15 protein-coding genes, 1 pseudogene and 2 riboswitches are annotated in these 18,588 nt (G+C 66.3%); of the genes and pseudogenes, 8 read left to right on the plus strand and 8 right to left on the minus strand.

Annotated features, from left to right (window positions below; genetic code table 11):
• Window positions 1-148: 148 nt before the first annotated feature.
• A complete protein-coding gene (locus P5705_RS23455; RefSeq protein ID WP_277463266.1) occupies window positions 149-1,474 on the minus strand; it encodes a sigma-54 dependent transcriptional regulator in 1,326 nt (441 codons plus the stop codon).
• A gap of 334 nt (window positions 1,475-1,808) precedes the next feature.
• On the opposite strand from P5705_RS23455, the gene P5705_RS23460 reads away from it, so the two are divergent.
• Window positions 1,809-2,075 (plus strand): hypothetical protein, encoded by a 267-nt coding sequence (locus tag P5705_RS23460; protein WP_277463267.1) that lies wholly within the window; start codon window positions 1,809-1,811, stop codon window positions 2,073-2,075.
• Window positions 2,076-2,170: 95 nt separating this feature from the next.
• On the opposite strand, the gene P5705_RS23465 is transcribed toward P5705_RS23460, so the two are convergent.
• The 4 genes from P5705_RS23465 to cobW form a co-directional block, all read right to left on the minus strand.
• Window positions 2,171-2,737, minus strand: a complete 567-nt coding sequence (locus tag P5705_RS23465) for a vWA domain-containing protein (RefSeq protein WP_346780513.1) — start codon at window positions 2,735-2,737, stop codon at window positions 2,171-2,173.
• 101 nt (window positions 2,738-2,838) lie between these two features.
• Window positions 2,839-3,837: an ATP-binding protein gene (locus tag P5705_RS23470; RefSeq protein ID WP_277463269.1), complete on the minus strand. Its 999-nt coding sequence runs from the start codon at window positions 3,835-3,837 to the stop codon at window positions 2,839-2,841.
• 2 nt (window positions 3,838-3,839) lie between these two features.
• Window positions 3,840-7,601: a cobaltochelatase subunit CobN gene (gene cobN / locus P5705_RS23475; protein ID WP_277463270.1), complete on the minus strand. Its 3,762-nt coding sequence runs from the start codon at window positions 7,599-7,601 to the stop codon at window positions 3,840-3,842.
• Window positions 7,602-7,604: 3 nt separating this feature from the next.
• Complete coding sequence (gene cobW, locus P5705_RS23480) at window positions 7,605-8,672, minus strand: cobalamin biosynthesis protein CobW (RefSeq protein WP_277463271.1); 1,068 nt, start codon at window positions 8,670-8,672, stop codon at window positions 7,605-7,607.
• Between the two features lie 101 nt (window positions 8,673-8,773).
• A riboswitch (cobalamin riboswitch) is annotated at window positions 8,774-8,972 on the minus strand.
• 60 nt (window positions 8,973-9,032) lie between these two features.
• Window positions 9,033-9,255, plus strand: a riboswitch (cobalamin riboswitch).
• Window positions 9,256-9,362: 107 nt separating this feature from the next.
• Here cobW and P5705_RS23485 point away from each other — a divergent pair.
• The 7 genes from P5705_RS23485 (at window position 9,363) to P5705_RS23515 (ending at window position 15,861) form a co-directional block, all read left to right on the plus strand.
• Complete coding sequence (locus P5705_RS23485) at window positions 9,363-9,548, plus strand: CbtB domain-containing protein (RefSeq protein ID WP_011533637.1); 186 nt, start codon at window positions 9,363-9,365, stop codon at window positions 9,546-9,548.
• A gap of 10 nt (window positions 9,549-9,558) precedes the next feature.
• On the plus strand, window positions 9,559-10,254 hold the full coding sequence (locus tag P5705_RS23490; RefSeq protein ID WP_277463272.1) for a CbtA family protein: 696 nt from the start codon (window positions 9,559-9,561) through the stop codon (window positions 10,252-10,254).
• Complete coding sequence (locus P5705_RS23495) at window positions 10,254-10,664, plus strand: cobalamin biosynthesis protein (RefSeq protein WP_277463273.1); 411 nt, start codon at window positions 10,254-10,256, stop codon at window positions 10,662-10,664. Before P5705_RS23490 ends, P5705_RS23495 begins: the two co-directional genes overlap by 1 nt.
• A 28-nt stretch (window positions 10,665-10,692) precedes the next feature.
• Complete coding sequence (cobM, locus tag P5705_RS23500; RefSeq protein ID WP_277463274.1) at window positions 10,693-11,445, plus strand: precorrin-4 C(11)-methyltransferase; 753 nt, start codon at window positions 10,693-10,695, stop codon at window positions 11,443-11,445.
• 66 nt (window positions 11,446-11,511) lie between these two features.
• A complete protein-coding gene (locus P5705_RS23505) occupies window positions 11,512-11,754 on the plus strand; it encodes a DUF1272 domain-containing protein (protein ID WP_277463275.1) in 243 nt (80 codons plus the stop codon).
• A gap of 207 nt (window positions 11,755-11,961) precedes the next feature.
• Complete coding sequence (locus P5705_RS23510) at window positions 11,962-12,576, plus strand: response regulator transcription factor (protein ID WP_277463276.1); 615 nt, start codon at window positions 11,962-11,964, stop codon at window positions 12,574-12,576.
• Window positions 12,577-12,582: 6 nt separating this feature from the next.
• Complete coding sequence (locus tag P5705_RS23515; RefSeq protein ID WP_431196973.1) at window positions 12,583-15,861, plus strand: transporter substrate-binding domain-containing protein; 3,279 nt, start codon at window positions 12,583-12,585, stop codon at window positions 15,859-15,861.
• Here the strand turns inward: P5705_RS23515 and P5705_RS26485 are convergent.
• The 3 genes and pseudogenes from P5705_RS26485 to P5705_RS23525 form a co-directional block, all read right to left on the minus strand.
• Window positions 15,836-16,330: a methyl-accepting chemotaxis protein gene (locus P5705_RS26485; protein ID WP_431196974.1), complete on the minus strand. Its 495-nt coding sequence runs from the start codon at window positions 16,328-16,330 to the stop codon at window positions 15,836-15,838. The genes P5705_RS23515 and P5705_RS26485 overlap by 26 nt on opposite strands.
• Window positions 16,331-16,372: 42 nt before the next feature.
• Window positions 16,373-17,155 (minus strand): annotated as a pseudogene (locus P5705_RS26490) (PAS domain-containing protein); the annotation flags it as partial.
• 265 nt (window positions 17,156-17,420) lie between these two features.
• The gene (locus tag P5705_RS23525; protein ID WP_277463280.1) at window positions 17,421-18,440 is read right to left on the minus strand and encodes a LacI family DNA-binding transcriptional regulator; all 1,020 of its coding nucleotides are present in this window, start codon (window positions 18,438-18,440) and stop codon (window positions 17,421-17,423) included.
• Between the last annotated feature and the right edge of the window lie 148 nt (window positions 18,441-18,588).

Raw genomic sequence — 18,588 nt, forward strand, 5'->3', positions numbered from 1 at the left:
AGCAGCTAGACAGTGTGGGCGAGTCCATACATAGGAGCGGCTTTAGCCGCGATGCAGGCAGCGCGATATCCGGCACCCGCTTTGCGGGTGATCGCGGCTGAAGCCGCTCCTACAGAGGCCGCGCCAAATCTGTGGGAGACGGTCTTCGTCAGCGAATCTGATGCTTGTGCAGCAACCGATAGAAGGTCGGCCGCGAAACCCCCAGCACCCTGGCCGCCACGCTCAGGTTGTTGCTGTGGCGGTTGAGCACATCGCACAACGCCTGGCGCTCTGCGCGTTGCTTGTAATCTTCGAGCGTTCCCAACGGTTGCTCCAACTCTCGCACCTCGTGCAACCCCAAGTCCTTTGCCTCGATCTGCCGCCCCTCGGCCAGCACCAGGCCGCGCCGCACCCGGTTGGCCAGCTCGCGCACATTGCCCGGCCAGTCGTGCCGGCCCATGGCGGCCAACGCACTGTCGCTGAACGAGCGAGGACGCCGGCCGGTTTCCAGGCTGTAGAAGTCGGCGAAATGGCTGGCGAGCATCGGCATGTCGCCATGCCGGTCACGCAACGGCGCGGTCACCACTTGCAGGACGTTGAGCCGGTAGTACAGGTCCTCGCGAAAACGCCCCTGCTCGATGGCTTTCTCCAGGTCCACATGGGTCGCCGCCAGGACCCGCACATCCACGGGGATCGGCTGGGTCGAACCCACCCGCTCAATGTGCTTCTCCTGCAGAAAACGCAGCAGATTGGCCTGCAGTTCCAAGGGCAGGTCGCCAATTTCGTCGAGGAACAGGGTGCCGCCATTGGCCGCCTCGATGCGCCCCACCTTGCGCTGGTGGGCCCCGGTGAACGCCCCCTTCTCATGGCCGAACAGCTCGGACTGGATCAGGTGCTCGGGGATCGCCCCGCAATTGATCGCGATGAAGGGCTGGTCGCAGCGCTGCGACTGGCGGTGCAGGGTACGCGCCACTAGCTCCTTGCCCGTACCGCTTTCGCCACGGATCAATACCGGGGATTCGGTCGGCGCGAGCTTGCCGAGCAATTTGCGCAGTTCGCGAATGGGCCGGCTTTCGCCCAGCAACTCGTGCTGGGGTTCATCAAGGTGCATGGCGCCCTTGCCGCGCAAGCGCGCCATGCCAAAGGCCCGCCCGAGGGTGACCTGGACCCGCGACACGTCGAACGGCAGCGTGTGGAAGTCGAAAAACCATTCACAGACGAAATCGCCGACATTCTGCATGCGCAGTTCCTCGGCGCTGAGCACGGCGATCCATTCGGTGTTGCTGCGCTTGATCATGTCCTTGACCGCGTCGGGGTGACGCAGGTGTTGCGCCTGCAAGCGCAGCACACCCACATCGCACGGGTGCTCCAGGGCAGTATCGAGGACACTGCTGCGCACTTCCCAGCCGATGTCGCGCAGGCCCGGGAGCAGCTGGTGACACTCGTCGCACGGGTCGACGATCAGCAAGCGGCGCTGGGATGCAGATTCAGGCATGACCATTCCTTGGCGCCACATAATGGTTTTTTCCGAAGAAACAGTACGTTGCGACGCCCGACTTAACAGTAGCAACGAACTTGACAGGCCCCACTACCGTTGGTCAGCCCAGCCGCAGCACTGCGCCACACCTTGGAATTATTGCTAACTATCGACGTCACATCCGGCGATGCGGATAAACGGATAACGGGACTTCAATAAAATATTTTCAAACTCGGTGTGACTCCAACCCTGATCTGGAGCATCAGTACGAATAACCCCGCGCTGTACCCTTGGCTGGCATAACACCGCGGAACCTATATTTCGCTGTTTGGGACCATAGAGAGACCGAACCATGAATGCCCCGCTCCGTGTCAACGAAGCACTGCTGATCGCCGACCACGCCTTCGAGCCCTTCCAGTGTGTCGCCTGGGATGCCCCCAACGGCACGGGCGAGCTGAGCCTGGCGGTGATCGACCGGACCAGTAATCGTATCGGCGCCAAGCAAGTCTCCTCGCGGGTGTATTCCGACCCGGCGCAATGGGCCTGCCTGATCGAGGAAGTACGCGCGGAACTGTGCCAGAAAGGTTATGACCTGCAACCCTGGTCGATGCCGAAATAAACTCAGGTGCGCGCAGTTCGCGCACTTGTGCAATTCCCGCAGGGCCTACGTCATAACTTTCCTGCGGGTGCGACATACTGTCGCGCACACCCCATTTAATTGATCAGCGTGAACGTTTCTATATGCCGATATTCGGCCTGTAGTTGTTCGGCAAGTTGCCGTGCCCGCCCCACTCTTACTGCCGCCAGTTCCATGTCCACCAATAAAGTGGCGCACGGTAATGGCTGTGGCGTGGCCCACTGACGCAACCGACCGTCGGTCAGTATCAGGCAGTGTTGCGCTTCTTGCGGCAGGCGTTTGCGTCGTGCCAGCAACCAGTGGCGCGCCTCCTCCAGCGCGGCGAACAATGGCGTGCCACCACCCGCTCCCAGCGCCTGCAACCAAGGTTGCAACGCCGCCGAGGCCTTGAGGCCGTGGCGCTGCCAGTGTGGCCGGTTGCCGCTTGCGGTGAGCAGCGCCAGGCGCGCCCGTTGCCGGTAGGCCTGGTCGAACAGCTCGGCCAGCAGGCCCTTGGCCTGGGCCAGGGCCTGATGGCGGCGGGTCGAGGCCGACGCATCGACAATCACCAGCCACAACGCGGGCCCTTCGGCCTGACGTTGCTGCCAGCATAGATCCTGGCGCTGTCGAGGCCGGCCCTTGAGCAACGTGGGCAACCAGGCGATTCGCCCGCCATCGGCCACACGCGGGCGGCCACGGGATGCACCCTTCAGCTGACCTGCGCGGGGCCTGGCATCCGCCGCCTGGGTGTCACGCGGGCGGATGCTCAGGGCTTTTTTGCCCAGTTCGGCACCTCGCGCCGCGCACCGCCAGCGACCGGCTGTGGCGGCAACGCCCCCCAGTCGCCCTGCCCTTGTTCACGCTCCCGCCCCTGCGCCGGCCCAGCCGCGCCGGCCGGCGCCGGTTGTTGCGCATCGGCGCGCCGTCGGTGACGCAAGGCAAACTCGGCCACCGCATCGACATCTGCTTCCTCGATGGCCGCGCTACCGCGCCAGGCCGCATGGGCCCGGGCAGCGCGCAGCCAGACCAGGTCGGCACGCAGGCCATCGACGCCGGCAGCGAAACAGCGTTCGGTAATCCAGGCCAGGGCCTGGTCGTCCAGGGGGATCGAAGCCAGGTGCTCGCGCGCCGCGTGGCAGCGCTCACGCAGTTGCGCCTGCGCTTGCGCCCACTCGGCGCAGAACACCTCGGGGTCGCTGTCGAACGCCAGGCGTCGGCGGATGATCTGCTGCCGCGCCTCGGGCGCGGGCAAGCCCTCGAGGGCAACATTGAGGCCGAAACGGTCAAGCAGTTGCGGGCGCAGCTCGCCTTCTTCCGGGTTCATGGTGCCGATCAGCACGAAGCGGGCGGCATGGCGATGGGAGATGCCATCGCGTTCTACGCGGTTGGTGCCGCTGGCGGCCACGTCCAGCAGCAGGTCCACCAGCGGGTCGGGCAGCAGGTTGACCTCGTCGACGTACAGCACGCCGCCGTCGGCATGGGCCAGCACCCCCGGCGAGAAACGCGCCTGGCCCTGGCCCAGGGCGGCGTCCAGGTCGAGGGTGCCGACCAGGCGCTCCTCGGTCGCGCCCAGCGGCAAGGTCACGAACGGCCCATCACCGAGCAGATCGGCCAGGCCCCGAGCCAGGGTGCTCTTGGCCATGCCACGCGGGCCCTCGATCAGCACGCCGCCGATCTTCGGGTCGATGGCCGTCAGGCACAGGGCCAGCTTGAGATCGTCGGCGCCAACCACGGCGGCCAGGGGGAATTGCACGGGTTCGCTCATGTTCAGCTGTCTTCCTCGCCGTCGAGCAACTGCTGCTCGAGGCTGTCACGGTAGTCGCCCGGTTCCTGCCACAGCCCCCGCTGCTGGGCTTCCAGCAGGCGTTCGGTGAGGTCGCGAAGGGCTTCGGGGTTGTGCTCGCGCATGAAATCACGGGTAGCCGGGTCGAGCACATAGGCGTCGGCCAGGCCCTGGTAATGATGGTCGTCGATCAGGTGGGTGGTGGCATCGAAGGCGAACAGGTTGTCGACCGTGGCCGCCAGCTCGAACGCGCCCTTGTAGCCATGGCGCTTGGCGCCGTCGATCCACTTGGGGTTCAGGGCGCGGGCGCGGATCACCCGGTTCAGCTCTTCCTTCAAGGTGCGGATGCGTGGCCGGTCGGCCTGGCTGTGGTCGCCGTGATAACTGGCCCGGGCGCTGCCTGCCAGGGTCTCGGCGGCGGCCAGCATGCCACCTTGGAACTGGTAGTAATCGTTGGAGTCGAGCAGGTCGTGCTCATGGTTGTCCTGGTTTTGCAGCACCGCCTGCACCTGGCTGAGGCGCTGGGCGAACTGGGCCCGGGCCGGGGTGCCCTCGTCGCTGGCGCCATAGGCGTAGCCACCGTGGTTGAGGTAGACCTCGGCCAGGTCGTCGCGGTTGTGCCACAGGCGCCCGTCGATGGCATTCTGCACGCCCGCGCCGTAGGCACCGGGCTTGGCGCCGAATACCCGCCAGCCGGCCTGGCGGGCGGCCTGCTCGGCGTCCACGCCATCACTGAGCAACGTCTCTCGTTCTGTTCGCACACGGGCGGCCAGCGGGTTGAGGTCGTCCGGCTCGTCCAGCGCGGCCACCGCCTGCACCGCCGCGTCGAACAGGCGGATCAGGTTGCCGAAGGCATCGCGGAAGAAGCCCGAGACCCGCAAGGTGACATCGACCCGCGGGCGGTCGAGCAGGCTCAGCGGCAGGATCTCGAAGTCGTCCACCCGCTGGCTGCCGCTCGCCCACACCGGGCGCACGCCCATCAGCGCCATGGCCTGGGCGATGTCGTCGCCACCGGTGCGCATGGTCGCCGTGCCCCACACCGACAGCCCCAACTGGCGCAGGTGGTCACCGTGATCCTGCAGGTGGCGTTCGAGGATCAGGTTGGCCGAGGCGAAGCCCAGGCGCCAGGCCGTGGTGGTCGGCAGGTTACGTACATCGACGGTATAGAAGTTGCGTCCGGTCGGCAGTACGTCAAGCCGCCCACGGCTGGGCGCGCCACTGGGGCCTGCGGGCACGAAACGCCCGGCCAGGGCGGCCAGCAGGCCATCGATCTCGGCACCGCCGCACGCGTCCAGGTTGGGCGCGACGTCTTCGCACAGCGCGCGCAGCACCTCCCGTACAGGCTGCCAGCACGCGGCATCCGGCAGGCCGGCCTCACCCGTCAGCGCCTGCTCGATCAAGGTGACCGCAAACAGTTCAAGGCGCTCGCGGGTATCGCCGTGGGTGCGCCACAGCCCGGGATCACACGCCTGCAACAATGCCGGTCGCGGCCCTTCCCACCCCTGGCCCAGGTCGCAATCGAGCGGATCGAAGCCCAGCGCCAGCGCCTTGGCCAAGGCGCGGATCAGGCTGGCGTTGCCGCCCTTGCCGTCCCCCCGCTCGACCCGCAGCAGCGCCAGCAAGGTGTCGCTGCGCAGGCGCCCCTGGGGCGACTGGCCGAAGACATGCAGGCCATCGCGAATCTGCGACTCCTTCAGGTCGCACAGGTAGGTGTCCAGACGCGGCAGCCACACCGCCGCGTCGTCCAACTGCCCTTCAAGCTGCAACTCGCGGTCGATATGGTTGGCCTTGACCAGTTCGAGGATGTCGCGCTGCAACTCGCGGGCGCGGCGTGGGTCGAGCAGTTGGGCTTCGTAGTACTCATCCGCCAGTTGCTCCAGGTGACGCAGCGGGCCGTAGGTTTCGGCGCGGGTCAGCGGCGGCATCAGGTGGTCGATGATCACCGCCTGGGTACGCCGCTTGGCCTGGGCGCCCTCGCCCGGGTCATTGACGATGAACGGGTAGATGTTCGGTAGCGGGCCGAGCAACGCATCCGGCCAGCATTCATTGGACAGGCCCACGCCCTTGCCCGGCAGCCACTCCAGGTTGCCATGCTTGCCTACATGGATCACTGCGTCGGCGGCGTAGCCGTTGCGTAGCCAGAAGTGGAACGCCAGGTAGCCATGGGGTGGCACCAGGTCCGGGTCGTGGTACACCGCGCTGGGATCGACCTGGTAACCCCGGGCCGGCTGAATGCCGACAAAGGTCAGGCCATAGCGCAGCCCGGCGACCATCATGCGCCCCGAGCGGAACATCGGGTCCTGCTCGGGCGGCCCCCAGCGCTCGAGCACCGCGCGCTGGTTCGCCTCGGGCAACGCGGCGAAGGCACTCTGGTAGTCCGCCAGGCTCAGGCTCTGGGCACAGGGGCGTTGATCCAGATGGTCGAGGTCGTTGGTCACCCCGCCGAGCAACTGGTGGATCAGCTCGGTGCCGCTGCCCGGCAGCCCGGCCACCGGATACCCCCGCGCCTGCAGGGCCTGGAGGATGTTCAGGGCAGCGCCCGGCGTGTCCAGGCCGACGCCGTTGCCGATGCGCCCATCGCGGGTCGGGTAGTTGGCCAGCACCAGGGCGATGCGCTTTTCCTGGTTGTCCAGGCGCGCCAGCTCCACCCAGCGCCGCGCCAGCTCGGCGACGAAGTCCATGCGCTCGGGGTGGGCCCGGTAGCAGACCACGTCGGACTGGCTGCGCTCGCTGCGCCAGGCCAGGTCCTTGAAGCTGACCGGCCGGGTGATGATGCGCCCGTCCAGTTCCGGCAGGGCGATGTGCATGGCCAGGTCGCGGGCGCCCAGTCCCTGCTCGCTCTGCTCCCAGGCAGGCTGGTTGTCCTGGGCGCAGATCGCCTGCAACACCGGTACGTCGCGACGCAGCGGGCGCAGGTTGGGCTGTTCGGGGCTGGACAGGGCGAAACCGGTGGTGTTGATCACCACTTCGGCCTCGACCTCGTCGAGCCAGTCTTCAACCTGATCGAGGCAAGCGCGCTCCTTGAGGCTGGCCACGGCGATCGGCAGCGGATTCAGGCCGCAGGCCTGCAGGCGCTGGCAGAACACATCGATGAAGGCCGTGTTGGCGGCTTGCAGGTGCGAACGATAGAACAGCAACGGTGCCACCGGGAACGCCGGATTCCACTCGCCGTACCAGTCCTCCAGCACCGCGCTGGCCTTGTTCGGGTGGTAAACCGCGGTGCGCGGCAACGGTTGCGGCTCCTGCCACGGATAGTCACGCCCGAGCCACAGGCTGGCCAGGCAGTTGAACAGGTTGACGGCGTTGGCCTTGCCGCCCTGGCGCAGGTAGTGCCAGAGCCGCTCGGCCTGCGCGCCCCGCACCGTGCCCAGGTCGGTCAGTTCCGGGTCGGGGCGGTCGTCGCCTGGTACCAGGATCAACTGCACACCCCGGTTGGCCAGTTCCACCAGTTGCTCGACACCGTAGCGCCAATAACCGACGCCGCCATGCAGCGAAACCAGAATCACCTTGGCGTGGCGCAGCACCTCGTCGACATAGAGGTCGACCGAGGCATGGTTCTGCACCTGCATGGGGTTGGCCAGGCGCAGGCTGGGAAAATCCTCCGGCAACTGCTCGGCGGTTTCGGCGAGCAGTGCCAGGTGCGAATCACCGCTGCAGAGGATCACCAGCTCGGCAGGGGTCTGGCCGAGGTCGGCGATGCTGTCGTCCGGCACGAAGCCGCCGGGCTGGGTCCGCAGCAGGTGCATGGGTCAGGCGCCCAGGGCCTGGCGCAGGCGCGCTTCCAGTTGCGCGGCGTCGAGGTCCTGGCCGATCAGCACCAGGCGGGTGATCCGCGGTTCCTCGCTGCGCCAGGCGCGGTCGAAGTGCTTGTCGAAGCGGGTGCCCACGCCCTGGATCAACAGGCGCATCGGCTTGCCGGGGATGGCGGCGAAACCCTTGGCGCGCAGGATGCCGAACTCGGTGACCAGTTGCGTGAGGGCGTCGAGCAGCAGGCTTTCGTCGGCTTCGGGCAGGTCGATGGAAATGGAATCGAAGGCGTCGTGATCATGGTCGTCGTGGTCATCGCCATCGTGGTGCGAGTCGTGGTGGGTGCGGCGGCCATCGATGTGCGCCTCGGACTCGGCCCCCACGCCCAGCAGCACCTCCAGCGGCAGGCGCCCGCTGCTGGCCTCGATCACCTTGACCGCCGGCGGCAGTTCCTCGGCCACCTCTGCGCGAACCTTGGCCAAGCCCTCGGGGTCGATCAGGTCGGCCTTGTTCAGCACTACCAGGTCGGCGCTGGCCAGCTGGTCGGCGAACAGTTCGTGCAGGGGCGACTCGTGGTCGAGGTTGGGGTCGAGCTTGCGCTGGGCATCGACCTGGTCCGGATAGGCGGCGAAGGTGCCTGCGGCCACGGCCGGGCTGTCGACCACGGTGATCACCGCGTCGACGGTGCAGGCATTGCGGATTTCCGGCCACTGGAAGGCCTGGACCAACGGTTTGGGCAGCGCCAGGCCGCTGGTCTCGATGAGGATGTGGTCCAGGTCGCCGCGACGGGCCACCAGCTCGCGCATCACCGGGAAGAACTCTTCCTGGACGGTGCAGCACAGGCAACCGTTGGCCAGCTCATAGACGCGGCCATTGGCCTCTTCTTCGCTGCAACCGATGCTGCACTGCTTGAGAATTTCGCCATCGATGCCCAGCTCGCCGAACTCGTTGACGATCACCGCGATACGGCGGCCCTGGGCGTTGTCGAGCATATGGCGGAGCAAGGTGGTCTTGCCCGAGCCGAGGAAGCCGGTGACGATGGTGACGGGGAGCTTGGCCAGTGTTTTCATGTCGCGGTGCCCTTGGCGGCTGTGGCGCGGGCATGCAGGACGATCGCCATGGGCCGTGCCGGCCTGGCTGGTTCGCCACCGGATCACCCCGCCCGGTTGAAAGTCGAAAACGTCACGAGGCAGGTCTCCTGGCTCGCACTGTGCCGGCAGGATTGCCAGCGGGATGGCGCCTTCCCGCGCGTGCGCAGTGGCTGTGCCGATCCGTTCCAGTGCCTACAGTTGCGGGGGCAGCCGCGGCATCGACCGCGTTCCCGTCTTAGCTCCGGCCAACGCCGGAGAACCTCGAAGCGGCAAGGCTACGCAGAGCCTGCCTTGCGGTCAACCGCCGCCGCCATTGACGCAAGGTTCGCCCCATGATTTGCTAGCGCATTGCGTTCAGGTGCCCCCTTGGGGTGAAACGGGAAACCGGTGCGTCACGCGCCTCTTCAAGAGGCCGGACAATGCCGGTGCTGCCCCCGCAACGGTAAGCGAGTGAAGCGTCTTGACCACTGTGCCCGTCGACACGGCATGGGAAGGTGACGCCAACAACGGAGCCCCGCTCCACCTCGCCAGCCCGGAGACCGGCCTGACGCCACATGAACACCCCGCGGTGGGCGGGCGCTGTCGCATACCTGGGCGAGCTTCGCCCGGGGTCGCCGCGCTTGCCCGTTGCCCCAATGCCCGACAAAAGCAACAGCAGAGGAACGCGTCATGCCCATCACCAGCACCAAACACAGCATCGCCACCCCCGTCAGCCTCAGCCAGCGCATGATCGTCGCCGTCGGCGCCAGCCTGCTCGGCCTGTGCCTGGTCTACTTCGCCGGTTTCTCGCACATCGAGGCGGTGCACAACGCCGCGCACGACACCCGCCACAGCGCCGCCTTCCCCTGCCACTGAGTACGCCCGCATGATCACGCGCATCGCCCGTACCGCGGGCTACAGCGGGCTGCTGGCCGCCCTGCTGCTGACCCTGCTGCAAAGCTTCTGGGTAGCCCCGCTGATTCTCCAGGCGGAAACCTACGAGAACGCCGCCCCCGCCGCCGAACACCACGCGCACGGCGAGGCCGCCGCGCCCCACGAACATGAACACAGCGCCGAAGCCTGGGCGCCGGAAGATGGCTGGCAGCGTGTGCTGTCCACCACCGGCGGCAACCTGGTGGTGGCGGTGGGCTTCGCCCTGATCCTCGCCGCGCTGTACAGCCTGCGCGAGCCTGGCCGTGTCAGCACCGGCGCGCTCTGGGGTCTGGCCGGTTTCGCCGTGTTCTGCCTGGCGCCGACCCTGGGCCTGCCGCCCGAACTGCCAGGCACCGCAGCCGCCGACCTGGGCCAACGGCAGACCTGGTGGGTCGGCACCGCCGCCGCCACAGCCGCTGGCCTGGCGCTGCTGGTGTTCGCCCACCACTGGCTGTTCAAGGTGATCGGCGTCGCCCTGCTGGTCATCCCCCATGTCATCGGCGCGCCGCAACCGCCCGTGCATGAGAGCCTGGCGCCGGAAGCCCTCGAGGCGCAGTTCAAGATCGCCTCCTGGCTCACCAATGCCGCCTTCTGGCTGGCGCTGGGTCTGCTCAGCGCCTGGCTTTACCGCCGCTCCAGCCACGCTTGATGTCCCTGCATCCCGCTCAGCCGGCGTTATACGCCGGCTTTGGCTGCCGTCGCGGCTGCCCGGTCGAAACGTTGTCGGTGCTGTTGCGCCAGACCCTGACCCAGCACGCCTTGCCGCTTTCCTGCCTGCGCGGCATCGCCAGCATCACACCCAAGGCGCGGGAGCCCGGCCTGCTGGCCTTGGCTGAGCGCCTGGGGTTGCCGTTCATCTGTTTCGACGCCCCGCACCTGCTTGGTTTCGAAGCGCAACTCACCCAGCGCTCCGCCACCGCCTACGCCCAGACCGGCTGCTGGGGCGTCGCCGAGAGCGCGGCACTGGCCCTGGCCGGGCAGGCATTCACGCCGCCACGCCTGCACATCCCCCGTCAGGCTCTGGCTGGCGCTACCCTGGCCCTGGCCATCGGCGGATAATCCGCCCTTTCACCTGCAAGGAATTCCCATGACGGTCTATTTCATCGGTGCCGGCCCCGGCGACCCGGAACTGATCACGGTAAAGGGCCAGCGCCTGATTCGCCAATGTCCGGTGATCATCCATGCCGGTTCCCTGGTGCCCCCCGCCGTGCTCGAAGGGCACACCGCCCAGACCGTGATCAACAGCGCCGAACTGCACCTGGAGCAGATCGTCGAGGCCATGCGCCAGGCCCACGCCGACGGGCACGATGTGGCCCGGGTACACAGTGGCGATCCCAGCTTGTACGGCGCCATCGGCGAACAGATTCGCCATCTGCGCGAACTGGGCATCGATTACCAGATCGTTCCCGGCGTGACCGCGACGGCCGCCAGTGCCGCCCTGCTCGGCTGCGAACTGACCCTGCCCGACGTGGCGCAAACGGTCATCCTTACCCGTTTCGGTGACAGCTCGCCGATGCCGCCCGGGGAGCAACTGGCCGACCTGGCCCGGCACGGCAGCACCCTGGCCATCCACCTGGGGGTGAAGCACCTCGCGCGCATCGTCGAGGAGCTACTGCCCCACTACGGCGCCGAATGCCCCATCGCGGTGGTGCACCGTGCCACCTGGCCAGACCAGGACTGGGCCCGTGGCACCCTGGCGGACATCGTCGAGCGAGTGGCGGCCAAGGGCTTCCGGCGCACCGCGCTGATCCTGGTCGGCCATGTGCTGGGCGACGCCCCCTTCGCCGACTCGGCCCTGTACCGCGCCGGCCATGCCCACCTCTACCGGCCCGGCCCATGAGGCGATTGCTCCCACACCTCGTGCCGTAGCACACTGGGGTTTCCCTTTCCAACCGGAAGCCCCCTCATGCTCGAACTACGCCCCAACTGCGAGTGCTGCGACAGCGACCTGCCGGCCGAGAGCCCGGATGCCCTGATCTGCTCCTTCGAATGCACGTTCTGCCGTGCGTGCAATGATCGTCATTTCCATAACCAGTGCCCGAACTGCGGTGGCCAGCTCGTCTCGCGGCCGACCCGCACCGGCAAGGCACTGGGCAACAACCCTGCGTCCACCCTGCGGGTGGTCAAAAAGCACGCAGCCTGCGCCTGACCCCCTTCCCAGACAGCGTCAACGAAGGTGCACCCCAGCCTTCGTTGTAGGACTTTTCAACAAAACAGCTACGCATAATCAACACACCTATACTCGCCTATTACCAAGGATCCTGAATCCCCGTAAGGTGCGCGCTGCCTACAGCTGACCCGCGAACCAACATTCGACCAGAGACAGGAAACGGGTCCACATCAACAGGAGTTACCCATGACATCCGTGCTGTTGGTCGATGACCATCACATTGTCCGGCTGGCCGTACGCATGCTGCTCCAAGGCGAGCGGTTCACCGTGGTCGGGGAGACTGGAAAAGGCAAGGACGCTGCGCGCCTTGCCGCTGAAACCAAGGCCGAGGTGGTGATTCTCGACATCGGCCTGCCCGACCTTGATGGCATGGAAGTGATCAAGCGCCTCAAGCTGCTCGAGCCCGCGCCGCGGATCATGGTCCTCACCGGCCAACCCGCCGACCTTTACGTGCGCCGCTGCATGGATGCCGGCATCAGCGCCTTCGTCAACAAGGACGAAGACCTCGACGCCCTGGTGTTTGCCCTCAAGGCCCTGGTGAAGGGTTACTCGACCTTTCCGCAGATGGCGGTCAACGCCAACACCCTGGACAGCGAGAACGAGCGTCTGGGCAGCCTCTCCAACCGCGAGATGGAAGTGCTGCGCCGCCTCTGCGCCGGGCAGAGCAACAAACTGATCGGCGAGAAGATGAACCTCAGTGCCAAGACCATCAGCACCTACCGCGGCCGGATCCTGGAGAAGCTCAAGGCCGAGTCACTGGTGGAAATGGTCGACCTGGCCAAACGCAACAACGTGGTCTGAACAATGATCAGGCGCACCCTGCTGTGCCTGTTGCTGGCCGCGCTGCTGCCTCTCTACGCTGTGGCACAATCGCCCAGCGAAAGCCGCCAGCTGTTGGCGCGCGCACTGAGTGCCGCGCCCCCCCTGGCCCTCGACGCAGCCGACCGCCAGTGGCTCGCTGCGCGCAAGACATTGCTGCTCGGCAGTTCGCGCCCTGACTACCCCCCCTTCGACATCAACACCAGCCAGGCCGACTACGAAGGCCTTACCGCCGACTACGCCGGCCTGATCGCCGAGCAACTGGGCATCCCCATCGAGATCCGCCGCTACGAGAATCGCGCGCAGGCCATTAGCGCATTGCGACGCGGCGAGATCGACTTGCTGGGCACCTCCAATGCCTTCGAGGCCAACGATGCCGAACTCGCCCTGAGCCAACCCTATGCCGACGACCTGGCGGTGATCGTGTCGCGCCTGCGCGGCGCCCTGGGCGAGGACAATGCCCTGGCCGGGCGGAACCTGGCCATGGTCGACCATTACCTGCCCCTGCAGGCCGTACAACACTTGTATCCCCGGGCCCACGTCACGCTCTATCGCTCCACCCTGGCCGGTATCGCCGCAGTGGCGCTTGGCCAGGCCGACGCCTACCTGGGCGACGCGATCAGCAGCGACTACATGATCGGCAAAGGCTTCCAAGGCATGGTCAAGGTCGATCACTTCGTCAAAACACCGGTCAGTACCTTCGCCTTTGCCCTGGCCCGCGACAACCCGCGCCTGCTACGCCTGGTGGACGCGGCCCTGGACCGGGTCGCCGACAGCGAGCGGCTGAACATCCTGCGGCGCTGGACCAGCGGCAGCACCAGCCTGTTGCTCGACCGCCGGCTGGACGCGCTCACCACCGAGGAGCGCGGCTGGATTGCCAGCCACCCGAGCATTCGGGTGATGATCAACACAACCCTGGCGCCATTGAGCTTCACCGACAGCCAGCAGCACCCACGCGGCATCGCCCTGGACCTGCTGGAGCGAATCAGCCTGCGCACCGGCCTGAAGTTCCAGATCGTCGAATCCGAGTCGTTCGAGGACATGGTCGAAGCCACCGCCCAGGGCAAGGTCGACATGATCGGCGCCATCGGCTACGGCAACCACCGCGCCCAGCGCCTTCGCTACACCCGCCCGTACATGATCAGCCCGCGCGTCCTGGTGATGCGCCGGGACGCCGCGCCATTACCTGCCAATCAGTCCCTGCACGGTCAACGCGTAGCACTGCTGCGCGGCTCGCCGCAGACCCAGGAACTGCTGCGTGAATTCCCCGGCATGCGCGTGTTCGAAGCAGAGAACCCACTGCAACTGATGGAGGCCGTGGCCAATGGCGACGCCGACGTGGCCCTGAGTTCGCAGGTCAACGCCGTCTACTTCATCAACCAGGTGTTCAAGGGCCGCCTGCGGGTCGCCGGGCTGCTGGGCGATGAACCCGCACTTGCCGCCTTCGCCGTGAATCCCGCACTGCCCCAACTGCAGGGCATCCTCGACAAGGCCCTGCTGAGCATCCCCCCCGACGAGCAGGAACAACTGGTCAACCGCTGGCGCACCAACGCCGTGGTCAGCGACAGCCCCTGGCGCAACTACCGCACACTGGCCCTCCAGGTGCTGGTGCTGGCCGGCGTGCTGCTGGCGGGCGTGGTGTTCTGGAACACCTATCTGCGCAAGCTGATCCACCAGCGCACCGACGCCGAACGCGCCCTGCAGCAACAGCTTGCGCTCAGCCGCGGGCTGCTCGAACAGTTGCGCCACGCGAAGAACGACGCCGAACAGGCCAGCCAGGCGAAAAGTACCTTCCTGGCGGTGATGAGCCACGAAATCCGCACCCCGATGAACGCGGTGATCGGCCTGCTGGAACTCGCCCTGGAGGACAGTCGTCATGGCCACAGCGACACCCAGGCGCTGGAAACCGCCCACGGGTCGGCGATCGGCCTGCTCGACCTGATCGGCGATGTACTCGATATCTCGCGCATCGAGTCCGGGCACATGACCTTGCAACCGGTGGCCACTGACTTGACCGACCTGGTCAAGGCCACCATTCGGGTATTCGAGGGCAATGCCAGGATCAAGGGTATTCAGTTGCAGGCGACACTGCCGGACACACCGTGCTGGGTGCGCGTCGACCCCTTGCGCTTCAAGCAGGTGCTGTCGAACCTGTTGAGCAATGCGATCAAGTTCACCGATCAAGGGCAGATCGATGTCACGCTGACGACCGACACGCTCGGCAAACCTGGCCTGCGGGTGGCGTTGCAGGTGAAGGATACCGGCAAGGGCATCAGCGCCAGCGACCAGGCCCGGCTGTTCAGCGCTTTCTCGCAGGTCGGCAGCCAACAGACACGCCAGGGTGCCGGCCTGGGCCTGGTGATCAGCCGCAACCTGTGCGAGTTGATGGGGGGCGAGCTTACCTTGCAAAGCATCGAAGGCCTGGGCACCCAGGTCGATGTCCGCCTCAGGCTGGCAAGCGCCGACGCCCCGGTGAGTGAATCATCGGCAGAAACCCTGCCCGCGTCCGCCAATGGCCCGCTGCATGTCCTGGTGGTGGACGACTATCCCGCCAACCTGCTGCTGCTCGACAAACAGCTGCGTTCGCTCGGCCACCGTGTCGTGCTGGCCGACCAGGGCGAGATGGCGTTGACGTTGTGGCAGGCGAACCGCTTCGACGTGGTGATTACCGACTGCAGCATGCCTGTGATGGATGGCCATGAGCTGACCCGTCGGGTTCGTGGGCTGGAACTTGAAGGCAAGCTACCCGCCTGCCATATCATCGGCGTCACCGCCAATGCCCAGGCCGAGGAACGCCAGCGCTGCCTGGAAAGCGGCATGGACGAATGCCTGTTCAAGCCCATCGGTTTGCAGGCGCTCAAGGCTGGCCTGGCTCACATCAGTGCCATTACGCCCAGGCAGCCCCATGTCCAGCCTCGGGCCAGCGGCTTCGACCTGGAGCAATTGCGCCACCTCACCCAGGACGACATGCAACTGACCCGCAGCCTGCTCCAGCAATTGGCCCAGAGCAATGACGAAGACCTGCAGGCACTGCTTGCCTTGGGGGCTACCCCTGAACCGGCAACCCTGACGCCACTGATACACCGGATCAAAGGTGGCGCCAGGATGCTCAAGGTCAGGACCGTGGTTCAGGACTGTGAAGCGCTCGAACAGGCCATTGCCCGGCAACAGCCCCTCGACCCCGCGCTGGAACGGCTGCGCGACAGCCTGCAAAGCCTGGAGCGCGAGCTGCGCCAAGGCCTCAGTGCAATTGCAGGGTCGAGCTGATCTGGCTGATGGCCTCCACTACGTGGCGCGAGCCCTGCTGGATCTCCATGATCACCGTGCCCGCTTCGTTGGCCAGCTCCACGCCGAGTCCCGTGCGGGTCAGGCTCGACTGCATGCTGGCGACCGCCGTCAATGACAGGTCGTGGTTCTGCCGCACCACGTCGACAATTTCCAGCGTCGCCTTGCTGGTGCGCGCGGCCAGGCTGCGCACCTCGTCCGCCACCACGGCGAAGCCACGCCCATGGTCACCTGCGCGCGCCGCTTCGATCGCCGCATTGAGCGCCAGCAGGTTGGTCTGGTCGGCGATGCCACGAATGGTCAGGACGATCTGCCCGATCACCTCGGACTGCTTGCTCACCGCATCGATGCTGCGCGCGGCCTCGTTGAGCTCGGCGGAAATCTGCTCGATCACCGCCACCGTCTGCTGCACCACCTGGGTGCCCTTGCGCGCACAGGCGTCGGTCTGCACGGAGCTGGCGTGGGCGGCGTCGGCGGCGGTCTGCTGGGTGCTGACCTGGTTGGTGATGTCGCTGGCGAACTTGACCACTTTGTACAGCCGGCCCTTGTTGTCGAAGATCGGGTTGTAGGAAGCTTCCAGGTAGATCGTCTGGCCCTGCTTGTTGACCCGCTCGAAGCGGTGCGAGTGGTACTCGCCGCGGTTGAGCGAGGCCCAGAACTCACGGTACTGGGCCGACTCGCGCTCATGGGGCAGGCAGAACAGCCCGTGATGGCGCCCCACCACCTCCTCCAGCCGATAGCCCATGGTGTCGAGGAAGTTCTGGTTGGCCTTGATCACCCGCCCGGCCGGGGTGAACTCGACCACCGCCATGGAGCGGCCGATGGCCTTGAGCAGGCTTTCGCTCTCGTGCTCCTCGATCACATGCCGGGTGATGTCGGAGGCCACCTTGATCACGCTGGTGACCTGCTGGCGCTCGTCGAGCACCGGCATGTAGCTGGCCTCCAGCCACACCTCGCGCCCAGCCTTGTCCAGGCGTTCGAAGGTGCCGCTGATGGCCTTGCCCTGGCCGAGTTCGTGCCACAGCTGCTGGTACTCGGCGCTCTTGGCGTAGGTGGGGTCGCAGAACAACCGGTGGTGCTTGCCGCGGATCTCGTCGGCGCTGTAGCCCATCGTCTGGCAGAAATGGTCGTTGGCATCGAGGATGGTGCCGTCGGGGGCAAACTCGATCATGGCCATGGAACGGCTGATCGCGGCAAGCTTCGCCTCCATCCCGGCCAGGGCCTGGCGGGCGCGTTGGATCTCGACCAGATCGGACTTGCGATGGTACTCGAACATGGGCCAGGACTCCTTGTGTCCACGGGATGTTCCTGAGCATAGATCGGCGTTTTAGCCGTGCAAGCGAACTGCTATCACTTTGGGATTAAGCATTTGTGGCCGTTTATCCGAAGAACGCAGGGTCCTCTGTAGGAGCGGCTTTAGCCGCGATGCAGAAAACGCGGTGCCTGGTACCCGCTTCGCGGGTGATCGCGGCTGAAGCCGCTCCTACAGAGATCGTGTCAAATCAATGAGTTGTGTTTGTTCCACAAGACCCGACTTTGCCTCAAGAACTCTCCCGCACCACCAGCTCGAACCCCATGTCCTGCTGCTCGACCCCTACCCGCTTGCCGTCGAGCAAGGCCAGCAGGGCTTGCGCGGCACCTCGTCCCACGGCAGCCCGTGGGGTACGGATCGAGGTCAGCGGCGGCACCATGTACGCCGAGGCCGGCAGGTCGTTGAAACCGACCATCGCTACCCGTCGAGGTACTTCGATGCCTTCGCGCAAAGCTTGCAGCACGGCGCCCTGGGCAAGGTCATCGTTGCAGAAGAAGATGCCGTCCACGTCCGGGGCCCGCGCCAGCAGCTGGCTGAACAAGGCCCCGCCCAGCCCGATCGACGACGGCAGCGGGTCCAGCACCTCGAGCTCCGGTGCCTGCAGGCCGGCATCGGCCAGCGCCTGGCGGAAGCCCTCGGCACGTTGCATCACCCGTGGGTCGAGCTGGGCGGCGATGAACGCCAGACGCCGCCGGCCACGTTCGATCAGGTGACGCGCGGCGGCACGCCCGGCCTCATGCTGGGAAAACCCCACCGACAGCGCGTCCTGCCCGCCCCCCAGTTCCATCATGTGCACGCACGGCACACCACTGGCGGCCAGCATCTGCCGCGACGCCTCGCTGCGGTCGAAACCGGTGAGCAGCATGCCGCAGGGTTGATAGGCGAGGTAGTTGCGGATCAGGTTCTCTTCCTCGGCGATATCGTAGTGATAGTTGCCGATCAGCACTTCCAGCCCGCGCGGACGCATCACCTCGTGAATGGCCTCGAGGGTATCGATGAACAGCTGGTTGGACAGCGACGGGATCAGCACCACCACCGACTGGCTGCGCGCCGAGGCCAGGGCCCGTGCCGCGGGGTTGGCGACATAGCCCAGGCTGGCCGCCGCGGCCTTGACCTTCTCCACCAGCTCAGGCGCGACCGTGCTGACGCCACGCAGGGCGCGGGAGGCGGTGATGGGGGAAACCCCGGAAAGCCTGGCGACTTCCGCCAGGGTGGGACGACCAGTGGTGCGCGAGCCGATGCGAGACATGAGTGTTGTAATTTTACTACTTGCAGGAATGGGGATCGGTCACTAAGGTAGCGCTGTCTCCGGACCCAGGCAATGCAATCTTGGTAGCAGCCGTTTGCGATGCGTCCATACTGCCTAGGACAAGATCAATAACACCCGGGAGGGTGGC

The sequence above is a fragment of the Pseudomonas entomophila genome (assembly GCF_029478665.1).
GTDB classification, from domain to species: Bacteria; Pseudomonadota; Gammaproteobacteria; order Pseudomonadales; family Pseudomonadaceae; genus Aquipseudomonas; species Aquipseudomonas entomophila_F.